Raw genomic sequence first — 17,626 nt, 5'->3', positions numbered from 1 at the left:
GAGCAGTGCCTCAGCTCCGCTCTCGCACCACCACGCACGGTCGCAACGCCGCCGGTGCCCGCGCCCTCTGGCGCGCGACCGGCATGACGGACAGCGACTTCGGCAAGCCCATCATCGCGATCGCCAACTCCTACACGCAGTTCGTGCCGGGCCACGTGCACCTGCGCGATCTCGGCGACATCGTGGCCGAGGCCGTGCGAGAAGCGGGTGGCGTGCCGCGCGAGTTCCACACCATCGCGGTCGACGACGGCATCGCCATGGGCCACAGCGGGATGCTCTACTCGCTGCCCAGCCGCGAGATCATCGCCGACTCCGTCGAGTACATGGTCAACGCGCACCAGGCCGACGCGATCGTCTGCATCTCGAACTGCGACAAGATCACGCCCGGCATGCTCAACGCGGCCATGCGCCTCAACATCCCCGTCGTGTTCGTGTCCGGCGGCCCGATGGAGGCCGGCAAGGCCGTTGTCGTCGAGGGCGTCGCCGTGGCGCCGACGGACCTGATCACCGCGATCTCCGCGTCGGCCTCCCCCGCCGTGAGCGAGGACGGCCTCTCCGAGGTCGAGCGCTCCGCGTGCCCGACGTGCGGCTCCTGCTCCGGCATGTTCACCGCGAACTCGATGAACTGCCTCACCGAGGCGCTGGGCCTGTCGCTGCCGGGCAACGGCTCGACGCTCGCCACGCACGCCGCGCGCCGCGAGCTGTTCTCCGAGGCCGGCCGCGTCGTCGTGGAGCTGTGCAAGCGCTGGTACGGCGAGGACGACGAGTCGGCGCTGCCGCGGTCGATCGCGAACCGCAAGGCGTTCGAGAACGCGATGGCGCTCGACATGGCCATGGGCGGCTCGACGAACACCGTGCTGCACATCCTCGCCGCCGCGCAGGAGGGCGAGATCGACTTCACGCTGCAGGACATCGACGACCTGTCCCGCCGCGTGCCGTGCCTGTCGAAGGTGTCGCCGAACTCCGACTACCACATGGAGGACGTCCACCGGGCCGGCGGAATCCCCGCCCTGCTGGGCGAGCTCTACCGCGCGGGCCTGCTGAACGACGACGTGACGTCGGTGCACACGCCGACGCTCGCGGAGTGGCTCGGCAAGTGGGACATCCGGGCGGAGAACCCGTCCGAGGAGGCCTTGGAGCTCTTCCACGCGGCCCCCGGTGGTGTGCGGACGACCGAGGCGTTCTCGACGTCGAACCGCTGGTCCTCTTTGGACACCGACGCGGCCGGCGGCTGCATCCGCGACTTCGAGCACGCCTACACCAAGGACGGCGGCCTCGCGGTGCTGCGCGGCAACCTGGCCGAGCGCGGCGCGATCATCAAGGCCGCGGGCATCGACGAGGAGCTGTGGCACTTCGAGGGCCCGGCGCGCGTCGTCGAGTCCCAGGAGGAGGCCGTCTCGGTGATCCTCAAGAAGGAGATCCAGGCGGGCGAGGTCCTGGTCGTGCGGTACGAGGGCCCGTCCGGCGGCCCCGGCATGCAGGAGATGCTGCACCCGACGGCGTTCCTCAAGGGCTCGGGCCTCGGCAAGAAGTGCGCGCTGATCACGGACGGCCGGTTCTCCGGCGGTTCGTCGGGCCTGTCGATCGGCCACATCTCGCCGGAGGCGGCGGGCGGCGGCACGATCGGCCTCGTCGAGAACGGCGACCGCATCCTGATCGACGTCCACGAGCGCCGGCTCGAACTGCTGGTGGACGACGAGGTGCTGGCCGAGCGCCGCGCCAAGATGGAGGCGTCGGAACGGCCGTGGCAACCGGTCGACCGCGTCCGCCCGGTCACGGGTGCACTGCGGGCGTACGCGCGCATGGCGACGGACGCGTCCACGGGCGCGGTCCGCGACCCCAGCCGCTAAAGAGCGAACGCCAGCGCCAGACAGGCGCCGAAGACCAGCCAGCCCGTCAGCGGTCCGCTGACGGGCTGGTTCGTCTTCTTGACCATGACGCCGGCGACGACCAGGCCCGCGAGCAGGCCGAGCGGCGGCAGCAGGGATCGCGCGGTGAGCCCGAACGGGAACGCCACCAGGTAGACGACCGGGATCCCGACCACCACCAGGGCGAGCTGGAGCACGGCTCCCGTCACGTTCTTCGGCACGGGGCTTTTCTACCGGAAGACGAAGTACGTGACGGCCGCGCCGCCGGCTCCGATCACCAGCGCGATGAACCCGGCCGCCAGCGGGTGGCGGAACCAGCTGCGGTTGTAGTCGAGCGCGGCCCGGCCGGGGCCCGCGAACAGGGCGGTGAAGGCCATGCCGGCGAGCGCCAGTTCGAGCTCCACGCCGTTGGGGCCGAAGAAGCCGCCCTTGTACTGCAACGCGATGACGTTGGCCATCACGGCGAGCAGTCCCGCCGCGGCCAGTGGCGTGAAGAGGCCGAGCACGAGCAGGCCGCCGCCCGCCAGTTCGGTGATGCCGGTGACCCAGGCGAGGACCACGGACTCGCGGTAGCCCATCTTCTCGAGCGACTGCGCGAAGCCGGTGATGCCGGGGCCGCCGAACAGGCCGAAGACCTTCTGCAGGCCGTGCAGCACGAAGATGCCGCCGAGCACGGCGCGCAGGCCGAGCAGGCCGATGTCCGGGCCGGCCGTCCAGCCGAACTTCCTGCGGTCGTCGCTGAACGGGTCGTCGTCCCGGTCGTCCACAGTGGACGTGTCCAGCGGCGTGTAGCCCGTGTTGTCGAACGACTTCGTCGTCGAGTCGTAGGACTGCACGGTGTCTCCGCCGACTCTCGCGGTGCTGTCGTCGAAGTGGTGAACTCCTCCTCCGCTACCCGAGTAGAACGAGTCTTCGGAGAAGGCGCTCGAGCTGGTCGAGCCCTTGTCGTGAGTGGCCACGCCCGCACGCTAGGGGCACGCGTGCGGGCGCGCGAGAGCCGAACGGCAGCCCAGTTTCACCCGGATGGGCTAGTAGTCACCGCGTACGAGGTTGCGGGGCTCCTCCCCCGCGGCGAACCGGGAGATCTCCGCGACGGCGACGGCGTAGGCGCGCCGCGTGTGCCCCTCGCAGGAACCGGCCACGTGCGGGGTGAGCAGCAGGCCCGGCGCCGTCCACAGTGGATGGTCCGCGGGCAGCGGCTCGGGATCGGTCACGTCGAGGGCCGCGCGCAGTCGCCCGGAATTCAGTTCGGCGAGCAATGCGTCCGTGTCGACGACGGGGCCGCGGGCACCGTTGACCAGGATGGCGCCGTCCTTCATCGCGGCCAGGAACTTGGCGTCGACGAGGTGGCGGGTCTCCTCGGTCATGGGCGTGAAGACGACGACGGCGTCGAACTGCGGCAACAGCTCCGGCAGCTCGTCCCGGCCGTGCACGCCGTCGCGGGCGGTGCGGCCGACCAGCGTCGCGGTGGCGTCGAACGGCTCCAGGCGCCTGCGCAGCTGCTCGCCCAGGTCCCCGGCGCCGACGACCAGGACCTTCTTGTCCTGCAACGTGTCCGTGAGGTGGTAGTCCCAGCGGCCCTCGGCGCGGGCGCGTTCGAAGACGAGGAGGTCTCGGTAGATGGCCAGCAGGGCGCCGATCGCCCACTCCGCCGTGCTGCCGCCGTGCGCGCCGCGGCAGGTGGAGAGCAGCACGCCGTCCGGCACCTTGCCGACGAAGTTCTCGGCGCCGGCGCTGAGCAGCTGCACGAGCTTGAGGTTCGGCAGCTGCGCGAACACCTCGCGCGGGTCGGTGCCGGCGAGGAACCTGGGGATCAGGACCTCGGCGTCCATCCCGGCGGACGGCAACGGCTCCCCCGGCACGTAGCGAACCGGCCGGACACCGTCCACCTGGGACAGCGCTTGGACTCCGAAGTCATCTGGCACGAGCACGGTGAGCGTCACCGGGTCAAAGTACGTCAGAATGTCCGCCATGCGGGAGCACGACATCATCGCCTGGGACGGCACGAAGATCCGGACGTGGCAGGTCCCCGGCGAGGGGACACCGGTGCTGCTGTGCCCCGGGGTCGGTTCCGGCCCCGAGTCGTGGCCGTCGCTGACCGGGCGCGCAGGCCTGCTCAGCTGGTACATGCGCGGCACGATGGGGTCGGACCGGCCCGTCGACGAGCGCAACATCTCGCTGGACGACCACGTGTCGGACGCGATCTCCACGCTGGACGACGCGGGCGTCGAGCGGTGCGTCGTCATGGGCTGGTCGATGGGCGTGACGGTCGCGGCCGAACTGGCGTTGCGCTATCCGGAACGCGTGGCGGGCCTGCTGCTCGTCGCGGGCGCGCCGGGTGACTCGTTCGACGCCATGCTGCCGCTGGTGCCGAGGAACGTGCGCCGGATCGTCGGCCTGACCGGCACGAAGCTCTTGCAGCAGGCCGGTCCGGTGCTCGACAGGGTGCTGCACCGGCTACCGGTGACGGACGCGACGACGTTCCTGTTGCGGCACAGCGGCGTGATCAAGCCGTCGAGCGACCCGAAGGACGTCGGCCACGCGGTCAGCCGGTTCCTGCAGCACGACTGGCGCTGGTACTTCACGCTCGCCCTCGCGCTGGGCGAGACGCCGCGTCAGGACCTCTCCCCGATCGTGTGCCCCATCACACTGCTGGCCGGCCGGGACGACGTGCTGGCGACGACGGAGAGCATGTCCGGGCCCGTCTCGGCGTTGCCGCAGGCCAGGCTGCGGGTGCTGCCGTGCAGCCACTACCTGCCGCTGGAGGCGCCCGAGGTGGTCAGCGACGAGCTCGACCTGCTGCTCGACCGGGTGCGTTCGGTCGACTTCGCCACGTCGGGGAGAAGTTGACTTCGGGTTCACGGTCGCGCCCCTAACCTGGGGCCGTGGTTCGTTCCGTTGCGTTGCTGACCGCCGCCTGCCTGCTGGCAGGGGGCTGCGCGAGCTTTCCCGACGAGCCGGCGCCGACGCAGTGGAGCGCGCAACCACAGCTGACCCCGCAGGCGGGTCCCCGTCCCGAGCTGCCCGGCGAGTACCAGCCCGCGCCCGGTGAGCAGGGGCGCAACCCGGCGCCGCAGAGCGTGCCTCCGCCGCAGGGCTGCAAGGACTACCACCCGGCCGTCGTGGCGACCTGCCTCAACACCGTCACGGGCGTCGCCCCGATCGGCGGGGACGCGCAGGGCGGTGTGGCCGCGTACGCGACCGAACGCGGCGGGCGCCTGCTCAAGGTCACCAAGGACGTCGACCCGGTCGTGATCGCCCAGCTCCAGGTCGACGCGTCGACCGACGGCGGCCTCACGGGCCTCGCGCTGTCGGCGACGTTCGCCGAGGACCAGCTCGCGTACGTCTACGTCACGACCGCGACGGACAACCGGGTGCTGCGCATCGCCCCCGGCGACACGCCCAAGCCGATCCTCACCGGCATCCCGAAGGGCCCGTCGGGCAATCGCGGTGTGCTGGCGAGCGACCGCAAGGGCGCGATCCTGGTCGCGACCGGGGACGCCGGCAACCCCGCGCTGGCCGCCGACCCGAACTCGCTGGCCGGCAAGGTGCTGCGCATCGACGGCTCCGGCCAGCCCGCCCAGGGCAACCCGACGGCCGGGACCGCGGTGGTGTCGTCCGGCCTGCGGCTGCCCGGCGGCCTGTGCGTCTCGGCGGACACGCAGAAGGTCTGGGTGACGGACTGGGCCGCGAACGCCGACGTCGTCTACCGCGTCGCGCCGGGCAAGCTCGGCGAGGCCGCGTGGACGTGGCCGGACCGGCCAGGCGTGATGGGCTGCGCGTCGTACTCGGACGAGCTCAACGTGACGACGTCCAAGTCGCCCGGCTACCAGTCGCTGTCGATGAACGCCACCGGCGCGTTCACCGGCAAGCCGGAGATCGTGATGGCCGAGGACGGCTTCGGCCTGCTCGGGCCGATGGAGATGCTGAACGAGTCGGCGGCGCTGGTCGGCACGGTCAACAAGAACGGCGGCCAGCCCATCTCGTCCGACGACCGGGTCGCGATCATCGTGCGGCCGAACAACGGCGGCGGCACGAAGGACTGAGGTCTCAGGGGGTGAGCGCGAACGCCTCTCCTCCGTCGCGCCACCACCGCGCGTAGACCTCGCTCTCCTCCACCAGCTTCAGGTAGCCCGCGGCGACCTGCTCGCACAGGTCGTCGACCTCCTCGGCCACCGGTGCGTCCGTCCGCCAGGCCAGCACGACCTCGCGGACCAGCGGGTTCCCGGCGACCGTCAGGCGGGCGACGCCGGGCGGGGTGCCGCCGACCGGGTAGAGCGGGCAGACCGCGCCGGACTCCCTGATCAGCGTCAACGCCACGTGCGCCTCGCTGCTGAAGTGCGCGATCCGCTGCTCGAACCCCCTGGCCGCGCACTCGCGGGCGAAGTGGGCGTTCATGCCGCTGTCGTCGGGCTCGGGCATGACCCACCTGTCGCCGGCAAGCGCTTCGAGGGCGATCTCCCCGTCCTGGGCGTGCGGGTGGTGGCCGGGCACTCCGACGAACAGCGGCTCGCGGGTGAGCAGGCGGTGTCCGACGTTCGGCGGAAAGGTGAGCGGAGTACCGGGAAATCGACGCATCACGGCGATGTCGAGTTCACCGGTCGTGAGCAACGCGGTGAGCGTCCCGGTCTCCTTGACGGTGCGACTCGTGACGTTGTCCTTCAACGCACTCACCAGTAGTCCGAAGTGATATGCGGGGATTCCGGCGAGCCTGGTGGGGGCGCTGGGACTTTGCGCGTTACGGCGCGTTACGCGTTCCAGGGCGACGAGCCGGGTGAGCATCGAGCGGGCTTCCTGCACGAAGTCCTGACCCGCCGGGGTGGGGGTGACGCCGTCGGCCGCGCGGAGGAACAACGCGCCACCCAGGTGGCTCTCGATGCGCTTGAGCTGCGTCGTCACCGCGGGCTGCGTGAGGTGCAGCCGCGCGGCGGCCTTGCGCAGGCTGCCGCAGTCGGCGATCGCCACGACCAGTTCGAGGTGTCGCACTTCCAGACGCATGCGACCGATGTTATCGCTCAATGTAATAGGGCCAATACCCTCCGGAATCTCGCGTGAGACGTCGTGGTCTCGATACGTTCGCCCGCGTGATGGAATTGGCCGAGCGCCCGGCGCGCACCGATGCGGTGCTGTTTTCGCACCGCGCTGTGAAAACGTTTCTGGAGGCCGCGTCCGCCGAATACTCGTTCATCACCGAGGACGAACCGAGACCTTGTTTCGCGGTGCTGCTCGGCCGGTCCGCCGGCGCCGAGGCCGTGGTGTCGGAGGTGGCGTTCGGCCGCAACGCGCGGCTGACCGACCCGTCGGCGCGGGAGGAGTTCGCGACGGCGATCGTGCCGCGGTTCGGCACGGCCTACGAGAACCCGGTGCGGGCGTGGTGGCTCGACCCCGCCGACCTGCTGACGATCACCCGTGCCGCGGACGCTCGCGGCCTGGACGTGCTCGGCTCGATCCACCTGCACCCGGACTGGCACCGGCTCGGCCCCGAGTGCGAGCGCGACCGGCCGTTGAGCGACAGCCCCACGCCGATGGACGAGCACATGTTCCGCAACGCCGGGTGGCCCGTGAACGTCGTCTGCTACCTCGAACGCCGCCACGGCGGCCTCTACTACTCGCTCGCCGCGTGGGACGCCCAGTGCCTGCGCCTGCCGTTGAGGACGAACCACTCATGACCGAAGAGATCTACGCGCTGTGGCAGCGCATGGAGCAGGGCTGGGCCGTCGGGGACGCCACGGCGTTCGCCTCCGCCTTCGCCGAGGACGTCGACTTCGTGACGGTGCGCGGTGAGGAGCTGTTCGGGCGGCAGGCCGTGGCCCGCGGGCACGCCGAGCTCTTCGCGGGGCCGTACCGCGACACCAAGCTCACCGCCGAGATCAGCCTGGTCAGGCCGTTGACCGACGCCATCTCGGTCGTGCACGTCACGTCGTCCATCGCCCCGGCGGGCATCACCACCCACGCGCAGGCCGTCGTCGTGCGGCGCGCGGACGGGTGGGAGGTCGCCGCCTTCCACAACATGATCCCGAAGGGACGGTCATGAGCAGGCCACGGTTGCGGCACATCGCCTTCGTAGTGCAGGACGCGAAGGAGATGGCCGACTTCTACACCTCGCGGTTCGGGATGTCGTTGTTCCACACCGATCCCGACGGCAGCCACTTCGTCACCGACGGGTACGTGAACCTGGCGTTGATCCAGCAGCGGCTGGACGGGGACGTGCCGACCGGCTTCAACCACTTCGGGTTCCAGGTCGACGACGTCGCCCCGTACCTCGAGTCGCTGGAACCACGACCCGCCCTGCGCGGCGGGGACAGGCCGTTCGCCGAGTACCGGGCGATCGATCCGGAGGGCAACTGGTTCGACCTGTCGGCGCACGGCTTCCTGCCGCCGGGCGCCGCGGAGACCTCACCGGGGGTTTCGTAGATCGCTCAGCGGGAACCCCTCTGTGGGGTACTGGAGGGGCTGGGAAGGCTGTCGGGGCCTCCCAGCCCCTTTCCCGTCTAGCGCGTGCCGCTCCAGAAGAGGGCCTTCGCGACCTGCGCGTACAGCCCCTTCGGGTGGTCGCGGAACATCGGCTCGGTGCCGAACAGCACCACCTTCGCCCCGTTCGCCGCCGTGCCCGAGACGACGGCCGCCTGTCCCGCGGCCGCGTCCTGGCCTCCCGTGCCGTTGTCTCGTGCGTGCCAGTGGCCTGCGGCGATCACCGTGCTGCCATAGCGCTGTTCGACCGTCACGCCCGCGCCCAGGTTCGTGAACCACTGCGGTGAGTAGACGAACGAGTGCGGGAGCGCTCCCGTGCCGATCGGGCCGGTGCCGTTGACGACGTTCACCACGCCGTTGGCGTCCTCCCAGCCGGCGACCGGGGTGGCCTGCAGGAGCTTGGCGTCGGTGTTGAACCTGCTGCCCGTCGCACCGCGCGTGACCACACCACCGCGCTTGAGGAACTCGTCGAGCGCGGCCCTGGCGGTGGCGTTGAGCTGGCCGTAGTTCAGGCCCGCACCCACGTACAGCGCGTCGATGCGCGACCAGTCGAAGCCCGCGTTCAGCACGGCCGTGGAGATCGTCCGGATCTCGAAGCCGGACTCGCGCAGCACCTGCAGCTCGTCGGCGGACACGGCGGCCGCGACCACCTTGCGCTGCAACGCGACGCCGCCGGGCCTCGCCGTCGAGAAGCGCACGCCGTAGCGGTCGGCGACCTCCTTCGCGGCGGCCCTCTCCCTGGCGGGGACGACGATCGTGCCGTCGTCCTGGCGGCGCAGTTCCAGGCCACGCGACAGCAGGTCGTTGACCGCGCTGACGTCCTTCTGGTCGGTCAGGGTCAGTGCGAGGTCGGCGCCGGGCGCGGCGTCGAGCGCACCGGTCGGCGAGGCGGCGGTGACGGGCCTGCCGTCGAACCGGAACTGGCCGCTCCGGAGGACGTCGACCGACGCGCCCCAGAGCAGGCGGTGGCTCCAGCCGGAGATGTCGTACATGACCGGCGCCTTGTCGGAGATGTCGCTGCCCTGCTCCAGCATCACGTTCGCGAGGCCGCGCTTGGGCTGGTGCATGTCCACGACGTACGACCCGGCCGGGTACCGCTTGCCACCCAGCGTGAACGCCCGCTCCGCCCGTTCGACGCGGACGTCGTGCCGGACGAGCTGGTCGACGAGCCGCGCGGCGGCGGGGGCGGACCGGTCGTTGCTGATCACGTAGGCGCGCGGGAACTCAGTGGTGAAGCGGTCCTCCGGCCCGAAGCCGGGCACGAACCCGTCGGGGATGTACCGCTGCTTCTCCCCGTTGGCACCGCGGCGGAACATCTCGGTCTGGTTCGCGATGAGGCTGCGCCGGTTGTCGTCCACGTAGTCGAGCGTGGTCTTGATGGTGGCCTCGACGACGTCCGTGTTGATCTTCGAACGCCGCTGCAGCTCCGCCGCGGGCTGGTTCTCGTAGTCGGACCGGTTGACGCGCATCGGAATCTCGATCGTGTACGAGACGGCGCCGTGGTACATCGCGTACTGCGCGGTGTAGATCGGCGCCCAGCCGTCCCACTCACCGACCGGGTAGTCGCGGAACGGGATCTCGGGCTTCGCCGCCTCGGGGTGCCCGAGCGCCTGCACGGCCTTCTCCATCAGCAGGCCGTTGGCGTAGCCGTGCTTGATGTACAGGTCGAAGTCGTAGTTCTGGCCGTGCGGCGGCGTGGTCGGCTCGATCAGCGTGTTCGTCACGTAACCGTGCTGGTCCAACATCATCAGCGGCTGCGTGCGTTCCACGATGTCCTGCATGGCCCGGTTCTCGGGCTGGGAGCTCGTGACGAAGTCGCGGTTGAGGTCGAACCCCGCGTTGTTCGCACGTGTGCCGGCGACGCGGCCGTCCGGGTTCGCCGTGAGGTTGAAGTAGACCCTGCTGCGCTGCAACAGGGTCCGCGTGTCCTTGTCGTTGCTCGTGGCGAGGTGCTCGATGACGCGCAACGCGCCGTCCGTGCCCTCCCACTCGTCGCCGTGGATGTTGTTGTTGATCCAGATCGGCGCCTTGTAGAGGCTCTGCGGGACGGTGCGGCCTTCCTCGATGTCGGCGCGGAACCGCTCCTGCAACCGGGCCTCGACCGGGCTCTCCGGTGCCGTCAGCGTGACCAGGTAGAGGTCGCGGCCGAGCCCCGACTGGCCGACGACCTCGACGGAGACCCTGTTGCTCTTCTGCTGCAACGCGTTCAGCCGCGGCGCCAGCGAGTGGTACGGCGCCAGACCGAGCTTGATGGACTTGTCGGCCGCGTTCTCCGGATACGTCCGCAGCGTCGTCCGGCGCGGATAACCCTGGTGTCCGTCGGCCCGGTTCTCCCCCTGGGCCGTGAGTGCACGCGCTTGGAAAGCGCTGTCCAGCGTGGCGGTCTCGTTGCGCTCAGGCCCGTTCCCGGGCTCACGGTCCGTGCTCGACGGTTGCGCCGTTCCGTTGACGGGTGCCGCCACGACCGCGGCAGCCGCCAGGAGAACGGCGAGCAGAGTTCTGCGCATGCGGACGTTTCTCGCACAACGGCCCGCTCACCGGCTAGAGCCGATAGGCGGGCCGTTGCTTCCCTCGGTCCACTTCCACCATGGCACAGCCCCGCGAAAAGTTCACCAGATACGTTCACGGCCGGCGCAGAAGTCACCACTGACCAGCGACTTCGAGCCGACGAACCACTCGTTCGGACTAGCCAGAACCGAGGCAGAGGAACGGCCGCCGGAACGGGTCCTTGGCCATCGCCTCGGCCAACGCCACCGCGGGCGCCGCGCCGGCCACCAGCGCCCGGTGGTAGTCGGCCATGGCCGCGGCACTGACCTCGTCCCCGACCTTGCTGGCCGCCGCCACGACGGTCCGCGTCCCACCCGCCAGCATTGCGCCGGCGAACCCGAGCGCCTCGTCGCCGGGCCGGATCCGGTTGAGGGCCAGCGAACAGGCCGCCAGCACGACGTGGGCGGGCGGGGTGCGCAGCCGTCCGAGCTCGTGGGCGAACAACGGCCCGTCGTCGAGCTCCAGCCGCGAGAACAGCGCGTTCTCGTTCTCGTGCTCACCGTGCGCCGCGACGTGCACGAGGTCCGCACCGTCGAGGTGCTCCAGGACCTTCGCCGCCGTGGCGTCCTCACCCGACAGCACCGTGGCCTTCTCGTGGTGCGCGGCGAGCCGGTCGAGCTCCCCGTCCGCGAACCCCAGGTTGGGCCCGCGCACCAGCAGCACCTTGTCGGTCGCCGGCCGCTCCGCCTGGCTCGCGGCCAGCCACGCCGTGGCGCTCGGCGCCGTGACGACGGGCCTGCCGTGCAGGCTCGGGATCACGCCCCAAGGCACCGCGTACAGCGTGCCCGTCGGCACCACGACCAGTTCGCGCTCACCGATGAGGTGGACCAGCGGCTTGATCAGCATCGCGTCGAGCGCGTCCGCCTGCTTGCGGGCCGAGGCGCCGATCACCTGCACCAACGGCGGCGGCAGGTGGTCAGGCGCCAACGCGTTGAGGTCGAAGTGCAGCTTCTGCGCGCTCTCCAGCACCTCAGTGGCGTCCCCGAGCCGCACCAGCCGGACCTTGGCGCCGGCGACGACCACGGCCGCCATGTCGCCACCGGACACGACGAAGCTCACCATGGCCCGCTCGCCCAGCTCCGCGATCACGTCCCTGAGCCCCGCCATCGGCCGAGGCCGCCCCCAGCGCTGCGCGTTCCAGCCGAGCCGGTTGGCCTCCCGCTGCGCCCTGGCCAACTTGGACCGCAGCTCGGCGGTGGGCCTGCCGTCGAGGCCGGCGCGCATCAGGTCGCGCCCGAGCCCGCGCACCTCCGCGATCCGTTCGGCCAGCTCCGGGTTCTCGACGTGTTCGAGCGGCTCGTACCGGTACGTCTGCGCTCGCGTGCGCTCCAGCCACGTGAACAGCTGCCGCGCGTCGTTGCTCTCCTGCACCAGCCGGATCGCGAGCACCCCGAGCTCCCGGCCGTGCACGGCGGTGGCGGACACCAACTCGAGCCCGCCGAGCTGGTCGCGCACGCTCCCCAACTCGTCCAGACCCTTGCGCGCGTGCAGCAGCGCCGACCGGCGATTGCCTTTCGCCAAGGCGAGTTCGGCGAGCACTAGCCTGCGCTGCATCCGGTGGTCGATCGGGGTCACGGCTCGCGGACCGGGAAGCTGCCGAAGCAACTCCTCCGCCTCGGGCATCCTGCGCCGACGGACCTCCAGCCGTGCCGCCAGGAGCTTGGCCAGCCTGGCCTCGTCCACCAGACGGTTCGCCTCCAGGTGCGCGGACAACGTCAGGGCCTTCTGCACCAGGGCGCCGGTGACGCGCTTCGCCTGCAGAGCATGCGCCCAGAGTTCGATCAGCGCGGCCATCATCCACCAGGTGCTGCCGCGCTTCTCCAGCTTGCGCTGGGAGCGCCTGGCCATCCGGCGCGCCAGGTCGAACTGCTCGTCCAGCAACGCGGCGGAGGCGCGGAACATCTCGACCTCGGCGATGTCCTGGTGAACCTTCTCCTTGCGCATCACCGGCAAGGCCTCATCGAGCGCCCGGCCGGCCTCATCGGACAGTCCGACCATCAGCATGGCCTCGGCGTGGTCCAACTGCACCCCGCTGAGCAGGGAGGCCTGCTCCTGCCGACTCAGAACGCGGCCGGCCTCCTCGTAATGCCGCAACGCCTCCGCCAAGTCACCGCTCTGCTTGTGGGTGTTTGCGATGGCGTGCAACGTGTACGGGTACAGGTCGTCGAGTTCGTACTCACGGGACAGCGCGTTCGCGTGTTCGAGGTCCGCGATGGCGAACTCGGGCTTGCGAACGGCGGCGTAGGCGAACGCCCTGGCGATCAGGGATGAGGCCAACCGGCGCACGAGTTCGGACGCGACCCGCTCCGGTGTCGAGGACATCTCCTCCTCGACGAACGAGATCATCGGGCCGAACCACTGCACCGCCTGGTCCGGTTGCCCCAATCGAAGAACGATCATGCCCTGGCTGTGGTCGATGCACCCGTGCAGCAACGAACGGGACCGTGAATCGACGAGGACGTCCGCTTCACGGCGCGCGGCGTCGAACGTCTTGACGGCCTCCGCCATGCCGATGGTTTCACCCAGGCAGCGTCCCAGGTTGTAAAGGATGCGAACCCGCAGATCAGTCCGTTCAGGACTGTCGGGTGCGCGGTCTGCGTGCACGAGAGCACGGTTGAACAATCGGATGGCTGCGGGAACGCGGTAGTTCTCCTGCTCAGCGAATCCGCTCAGGTACAACTCGCGCGCTCTGTCCAAGGCACGAGCGGGCATGTGATCATCACACCACACGCCCCCGAACGGCGCTGTCCGCCAACCAGGCGCTGCCAGGCCGGCGGACAACGCGGAGGGTTACCTAGCCCACCTTTTCCGTGGTGGCGAGGTTGTCAGGGTGGTTCGGGCAGTCGACCTCGTGCTCGAACGAACCGAGCAGCGGCTGGCCGGGAGGACGGCCGCAGCACTGCGTCTCCAGCGGCGGGTCTTCCGGCTCCGGGGTCTTGTCCTTGCGGTCGTCGTCGCCGTCCAGGATGTCCTTGAACTTGTCGACGATGTTTGTGAACAAACCTTCGTGCTGGCCACTCATGAGGTTTCCCCCCTCGTTTGGACTATTACCATCCATCCCCCCAGATGGATTGCCCCGAAAGAGTCGCACACACGGCTACACACATACGTCTCATTTAGCTAACAGCCACTCAGACGGCCTAAGATCACAAAGGGCCACCTGCACAAACAGGTGACCCTTTGTGATTTTTATGTCCTATATGTATCTAGGAGCAGCGAGCGAGCACGATCTCGCGAACCCGGGCCGCGTCCGCCTGACCCTTGGTGGCCTTCATGACCGCGCCGACGATGGCGCCGGCCGCCTGGACCTTGCCGTCGCGGATCTTCTGGGCCACGTCCGGCTGGGCCGCGAGGGCCTCGTCGACGGCCTTTTCGAGCGCCGAGTCGTCCGAGACGACCTTGAGGCCGCGCTTCTCGACGACCTCGTCCGGCGTGCCTTCGCCCTCCAGGACGCCGTTGACGGCCTCGCGGGCGAGCTTGTTGGTCAGGGCGCCGGTGTTGACCAGCTCGATCACGCGCGCCACGTCGGCCGGCGTGATGGGCAGGGCCGACAGCTCCACGCCGCGGGCGTTCGCCTGCTGCGCGAGGTACGACACCCACCAGGGGCGGGCCTCGTCCGGCTTCGCGCCCGCCTCGACGGTCGCGATGATGAGGTCCAGGGCGCCCGCGTTGACCAGGTCGCGGAGGACCTCGTCGGTGAGGTTCCAATCCTTCTGGATGCGCGCGCGGCGCTCCCAGGGCAGCTCGGGCAGGGTGCCGCGGAGCTCCTCGACCCACTCGCGCGACGGCGCGATCGGGACCAGGTCGGGCTCCGGGAAGTAGCGGTAGTCCTCCGCCGTCTCCTTCTTGCGGCCCGGGGAGGTGCTGCCGGACGACTCGTCGAAGTGACGGGTCTCCTGGACGACCTCGCCGCCGGACTCCAGCACCGCGGCCTGGCGCGTCATCTCGAAGCGGACGGCGCGTTCGACGCTGCGCAGCGAGTTGACGTTCTTGGTCTCGGTGCGGGTGCCCAGGGCGCCGGTGGTCTTCGGGCTGAGCGACACATTCGCGTCGCAGCGCAGCGAGCCCTGGTCCATGCGGACGTCGGACACGTCGAGCGCCTTGAGCAGGTCACGCAGGGCCGTCACGTAGGCACGGGCGACCTCGGGAGCGCGCTCCTTGGTGCCCGGGATCATCTTCGTGACGATCTCGATCAGCGGCACGCCGGCGCGGTTGTAGTCGAGCAGCGAGTGCTCGGCGCCGTGGATGCGACCGGTCGCGCCGCCGACGTGCAGCGACTTGCCCGTGTCCTCCTCCATGTGCGCGCGCTCGATCTCGACGCGGATGACCTCGCCGTCGTCCAGCGTCACGTCGAGCCAGCCGTTGAACGCGATCGGCTCGTCGTACTGCGACGTCTGGAAGTTCTTCGGCATGTCCGGGTAGAAGTAGTTCTTCCGCGCGAACCGGCACCACTCGGCGATCTCGCAGTTCAGCGCGAGGCCGATGCGGATCGCGGACTCGACGGCCTTGGCGTTCACCACCGGCAGCGAGCCCGGGAGGCCGAGGCACGTGGGGCAGGTGTGCGTGTTCGGCTCGCCGCCGAACTCATTGGCACAGCCGCAGAACATCTTCGTGTTGGTGTGCAGCTCGACGTGCACTTCCAGGCCCAGGACCGGGTCGTACTTCTCGATGACCTCGTCGTAGTCCATCAGCTCCACCAGAGCGGTCATGCCAACTCGTCCTTCCGCAGAGCGCGCGCCGCGAGCGCCGCACCGGTGACCGCCACGACGATGCTCGCGACCGCGTTCGCCAGCATCAGCTTGTCGTTCTTCGCGCGGGCGTTGCGGAAGCCGGAGAACGCTCCCACCGCACCCGCCACGGCGCCGGCCAGGCCGAGCAGGCCCCTTGCCTTCTTGATGTTCACAGCGACGGCCCTCCAAACGCGCCACGCGCCGCCTCGTACGCCGCGGCGACGCGGTACATGCGGTGGTCCTGCAGTGCGGGAGCCATGATCTGCAGACCGACCGGCAGACCGTCCTCATCGGACAGACCGCTCGGCACGCTCATGGCCGGGGTGCCCGCGAGGTTCGCGGGGATGGTGCAGAGGTCGGCCTTGTACATGGCCATCGGGTCGTCCGCGCGCTCGCCGATCTTGAACGCCGTGGTGGGCGTGGTCGGGGAGATGAGCACGTCGAAGCTCTCGAACGCCTTCGCGAAGTCCTGCGTGATCAGCGTGCGGACCTTCTGGGCCGAGCCGTAGTACGCGTCGTAGTAGCCGGACGACAGCGCGTACGTGCCGATCATGATGCGGCGCTTGACCTCCGGGCCGAAGCCGGCCTCGCGGGTCAGCGACATGACCTCCTCGGTGCTGCGCGTGCCGTCGTCGCCGACGCGCAGGCCGTAGCGCATGGCGTCGAACCGGGCGAGGTTCGACGAGCACTCGCTCGGCGCGATGAGGTAGTACGCCGGGAGCGCGTAGTCGAAGCTCGGGCACGACACGTCCGCGATCTCCGCGCCGAGCTCCTTGAGCTGCGACACGGCGGCCTCGAAGCTGCGCAGCACGCCCTGCTGGTAGCCCTCGCCGCTGAACTGCGTGACGACACCGATGCGCAGGCCGGACAGGTCACCGCTCAGGCCCTCGCGGGCGGCGGCGACGACGGGTGGCACGGGCGCGTTGATGGACGTGGAGTCCATGTGGTCGTAGCCCGCGATGACCTCGTGCAGCAGCGCGGCGTCGAGCACCGTGCGCGCACACGGACCGGCCTGGTCGAGGCTGGACGAGAACGCCACGAGGCCGTAGCGGCTGACACCGCCGTAGGTCGGCTTCACGCCGACGGTGCCGGTGACGGCGCCGGGCTGGCGGATCGAGCCGCCGGTGTCGGTGCCGATCGCGAGCGGCGCCTGCAGGGCGGCCAGCGCGGCGGACGAGCCACCGCCGGAGCCGCCGGGGATGCGGTCGAGGTCCCACGGGTTGTGCGTGGGGCCGTACGCCGAGTTCTCGGTGGACGAACCCATGGCGAACTCGTCCATGTTCGTCTTGCCGAGGATGACGACGCCGGCTTCCTTGAGCTTGCGCGTCACCGTCGCGTCGTAGGGCGGCAGCCAGCCTTCGAGGATCTTCGAACCGACCGTGGTCGGCACGCCCTCGGTCGTCATGACGTCCTTGAGCGCCAACGGCACACCGGCGAGCGGGGAGACCTGCTCACCGGCCTTGACGGCCTCGTCGACCCTGCGGGCCTGCGCGAGCGCGCCCTGGGTGTCGACGTGCAGGAAGGCGTTGACCTTCCCGTCGGTCTCGGCGATGCGGTCCAGGTGGGCCTGCGTGACCTCGACGGAGGTGACCTCACCGCTGTGGATCTTCGCGGCGAGCTCGGCCGCGGTGGCGTGGATCAGGTCGTTGGTCATGCTTCCTCACCCAGGATGCGGGGCACGCGGAACCGGCCGTCCTCGGCCTCAGGAGCGCCGGAGAGCGCCTGCTGCTGACCGAGGCTCGGACGGACCACGTCCTCGCGGAAGACGTTGGTCAGCGGAACGGCGTGCGACGTCGGCGGGATGTCGGCCGTGGCGATGTCGCCAACGGAAGCCACCGACTGGAGGATCACGTCGAGCTGGCCGGCGAACAAGTCGAGCTCGTCCTCGGTAACAGCCAGCCTGGCGAGCTTCGCCAGGTGCGCGACCTCGTCGCGGGAGATGCTGGGCACTCCTGTCAACCCCCGTAGGGTCGGGATACGAATCGGGAACCCCGTGAGTCTATGGGCTGG

Annotated in this window: 17 protein-coding genes; 6 read left to right on the top strand and 11 right to left on the bottom strand. The window is 70.0% G+C overall.

From position 1 onward, the window contains the following. The first annotated feature begins 5 nt into the window (after positions 1 to 5). Positions 6 to 1,850: a dihydroxy-acid dehydratase gene (ilvD, locus tag ND450_RS39630; RefSeq protein WP_089925582.1), complete on the top strand. Its 1,845-nt coding sequence runs from the start codon at positions 6 to 8 to the stop codon at positions 1,848 to 1,850. On the opposite strand, the gene ND450_RS39625 is transcribed toward ilvD, so the two are convergent. The 3 genes from ND450_RS39625 to ND450_RS39615 all read right to left on the bottom strand — a co-directional run bounded on the left by ND450_RS39625 (position 1,847) and on the right by ND450_RS39615 (position 3,811). Continuing rightward, positions 1,847 to 2,089, bottom strand: coding sequence for a hypothetical protein (locus ND450_RS39625; RefSeq protein WP_253323209.1), 243 nt, complete (start codon positions 2,087 to 2,089; stop codon positions 1,847 to 1,849). The two genes, ilvD and ND450_RS39625, sit on opposite strands and share 4 nt — an antisense overlap. 9 nt (positions 2,090 to 2,098) lie before the next feature. Further along, entirely contained in the window at positions 2,099 to 2,827 is a 729-nt protein-coding gene (locus tag ND450_RS39620) for a DoxX family protein (protein ID WP_253323208.1), read from the bottom strand. 69 nt (positions 2,828 to 2,896) lie between these two features. Further along, entirely contained in the window at positions 2,897 to 3,811 is a 915-nt protein-coding gene (locus tag ND450_RS39615; RefSeq protein ID WP_253323207.1) for a 2-hydroxyacid dehydrogenase, read from the bottom strand. A gap of 28 nt (positions 3,812 to 3,839) precedes the next feature. Between ND450_RS39615 and ND450_RS39610 the strand changes: the two genes are divergently transcribed. After that, entirely contained in the window at positions 3,840 to 4,718 is an 879-nt protein-coding gene (locus ND450_RS39610) for an alpha/beta fold hydrolase (RefSeq protein ID WP_253323206.1), read from the top strand. Between the two features lie 35 nt (positions 4,719 to 4,753). Next, the gene (locus ND450_RS39605; protein ID WP_253323205.1) at positions 4,754 to 5,914 is read left to right on the top strand and encodes a sorbosone dehydrogenase family protein; all 1,161 of its coding nucleotides are present in this window, start codon (positions 4,754 to 4,756) and stop codon (positions 5,912 to 5,914) included. Positions 5,915 to 5,918: 4 nt separating this feature from the next. Here the strand turns inward: ND450_RS39605 and ND450_RS39600 are convergent, their stop codons facing one another. Further along, complete coding sequence (locus ND450_RS39600) at positions 5,919 to 6,866, bottom strand: LysR family transcriptional regulator (protein WP_253323204.1); 948 nt, start codon at positions 6,864 to 6,866, stop codon at positions 5,919 to 5,921. Positions 6,867 to 7,012: 146 nt separating this feature from the next. On the opposite strand from ND450_RS39600, the gene ND450_RS39595 reads away from it, so the two are divergent. The 3 genes from ND450_RS39595 to ND450_RS39585 are packed head-to-tail and all read left to right on the top strand — an operon-like array spanning position 7,013 to position 8,282. Continuing rightward, positions 7,013 to 7,537 carry a hypothetical protein gene (locus ND450_RS39595; RefSeq protein WP_253323203.1) on the top strand — a complete coding sequence of 175 codons (525 nt, stop codon included), beginning with the start codon at positions 7,013 to 7,015 and terminating at the stop codon, positions 7,535 to 7,537. Beyond that, positions 7,534 to 7,902, top strand: coding sequence for an SgcJ/EcaC family oxidoreductase (locus tag ND450_RS39590; RefSeq protein ID WP_253323202.1), 369 nt, complete (start codon positions 7,534 to 7,536; stop codon positions 7,900 to 7,902). Before ND450_RS39595 ends, ND450_RS39590 begins: the two co-directional genes overlap by 4 nt. After that, positions 7,899 to 8,282, top strand: coding sequence for a VOC family protein (locus tag ND450_RS39585; RefSeq protein WP_253323201.1), 384 nt, complete (start codon positions 7,899 to 7,901; stop codon positions 8,280 to 8,282). Before ND450_RS39590 ends, ND450_RS39585 begins: the two co-directional genes overlap by 4 nt. 77 nt (positions 8,283 to 8,359) lie before the next feature. Here ND450_RS39585 and ND450_RS39580 read toward each other — a convergent pair whose 3' ends face one another. The 7 genes from ND450_RS39580 to gatC form a co-directional block, all read right to left on the bottom strand. Next, the gene (locus tag ND450_RS39580) at positions 8,360 to 10,846 is read right to left on the bottom strand and encodes a M14 family zinc carboxypeptidase (RefSeq protein ID WP_253323200.1); all 2,487 of its coding nucleotides are present in this window, start codon (positions 10,844 to 10,846) and stop codon (positions 8,360 to 8,362) included. A gap of 178 nt (positions 10,847 to 11,024) precedes the next feature. Continuing rightward, on the bottom strand, positions 11,025 to 13,394 hold the full coding sequence (locus ND450_RS39575; RefSeq protein WP_253323199.1) for a CHAT domain-containing protein: 2,370 nt from the start codon (positions 13,392 to 13,394) through the stop codon (positions 11,025 to 11,027). A 286-nt stretch (positions 13,395 to 13,680) separates the two neighbouring features. After that, positions 13,681 to 13,887: a hypothetical protein gene (locus tag ND450_RS39570; protein ID WP_253323198.1), complete on the bottom strand. Its 207-nt coding sequence runs from the start codon at positions 13,885 to 13,887 to the stop codon at positions 13,681 to 13,683. Between the two features lie 205 nt (positions 13,888 to 14,092). After that, positions 14,093 to 15,595 carry an Asp-tRNA(Asn)/Glu-tRNA(Gln) amidotransferase subunit GatB gene (gene gatB, locus ND450_RS39565; protein ID WP_253323197.1) on the bottom strand — a complete coding sequence of 501 codons (1,503 nt, stop codon included), beginning with the start codon at positions 15,593 to 15,595 and terminating at the stop codon, positions 14,093 to 14,095. After that, on the bottom strand, positions 15,592 to 15,789 hold the full coding sequence (locus ND450_RS39560) for a hypothetical protein (RefSeq protein WP_245733102.1): 198 nt from the start codon (positions 15,787 to 15,789) through the stop codon (positions 15,592 to 15,594). The genes gatB and ND450_RS39560 overlap by 4 nt, the downstream gene beginning before the upstream one ends. Continuing rightward, entirely contained in the window at positions 15,786 to 17,270 is a 1,485-nt protein-coding gene (gatA, locus tag ND450_RS39555; RefSeq protein WP_253323196.1) for an Asp-tRNA(Asn)/Glu-tRNA(Gln) amidotransferase subunit GatA, read from the bottom strand. The genes ND450_RS39560 and gatA overlap by 4 nt, the downstream gene beginning before the upstream one ends. Continuing rightward, positions 17,267 to 17,566: an Asp-tRNA(Asn)/Glu-tRNA(Gln) amidotransferase subunit GatC gene (gatC, locus tag ND450_RS39550; RefSeq protein ID WP_030467875.1), complete on the bottom strand. Its 300-nt coding sequence runs from the start codon at positions 17,564 to 17,566 to the stop codon at positions 17,267 to 17,269. The genes gatA and gatC overlap by 4 nt, the downstream gene beginning before the upstream one ends. Between the last annotated feature and the right edge of the window lie 60 nt (positions 17,567 to 17,626).

Origin of the sequence: Lentzea sp. HUAS12 (assembly GCF_024125735.1) — a bacterium.
In the GTDB taxonomy this organism is placed as follows: Bacteria; Actinomycetota; Actinomycetes; order Mycobacteriales; family Pseudonocardiaceae; genus Lentzea; species Lentzea albida.
Note: the sequence above shows the minus strand (reverse complement) of the source record. Positions and strands in the feature narration are given on the sequence as shown.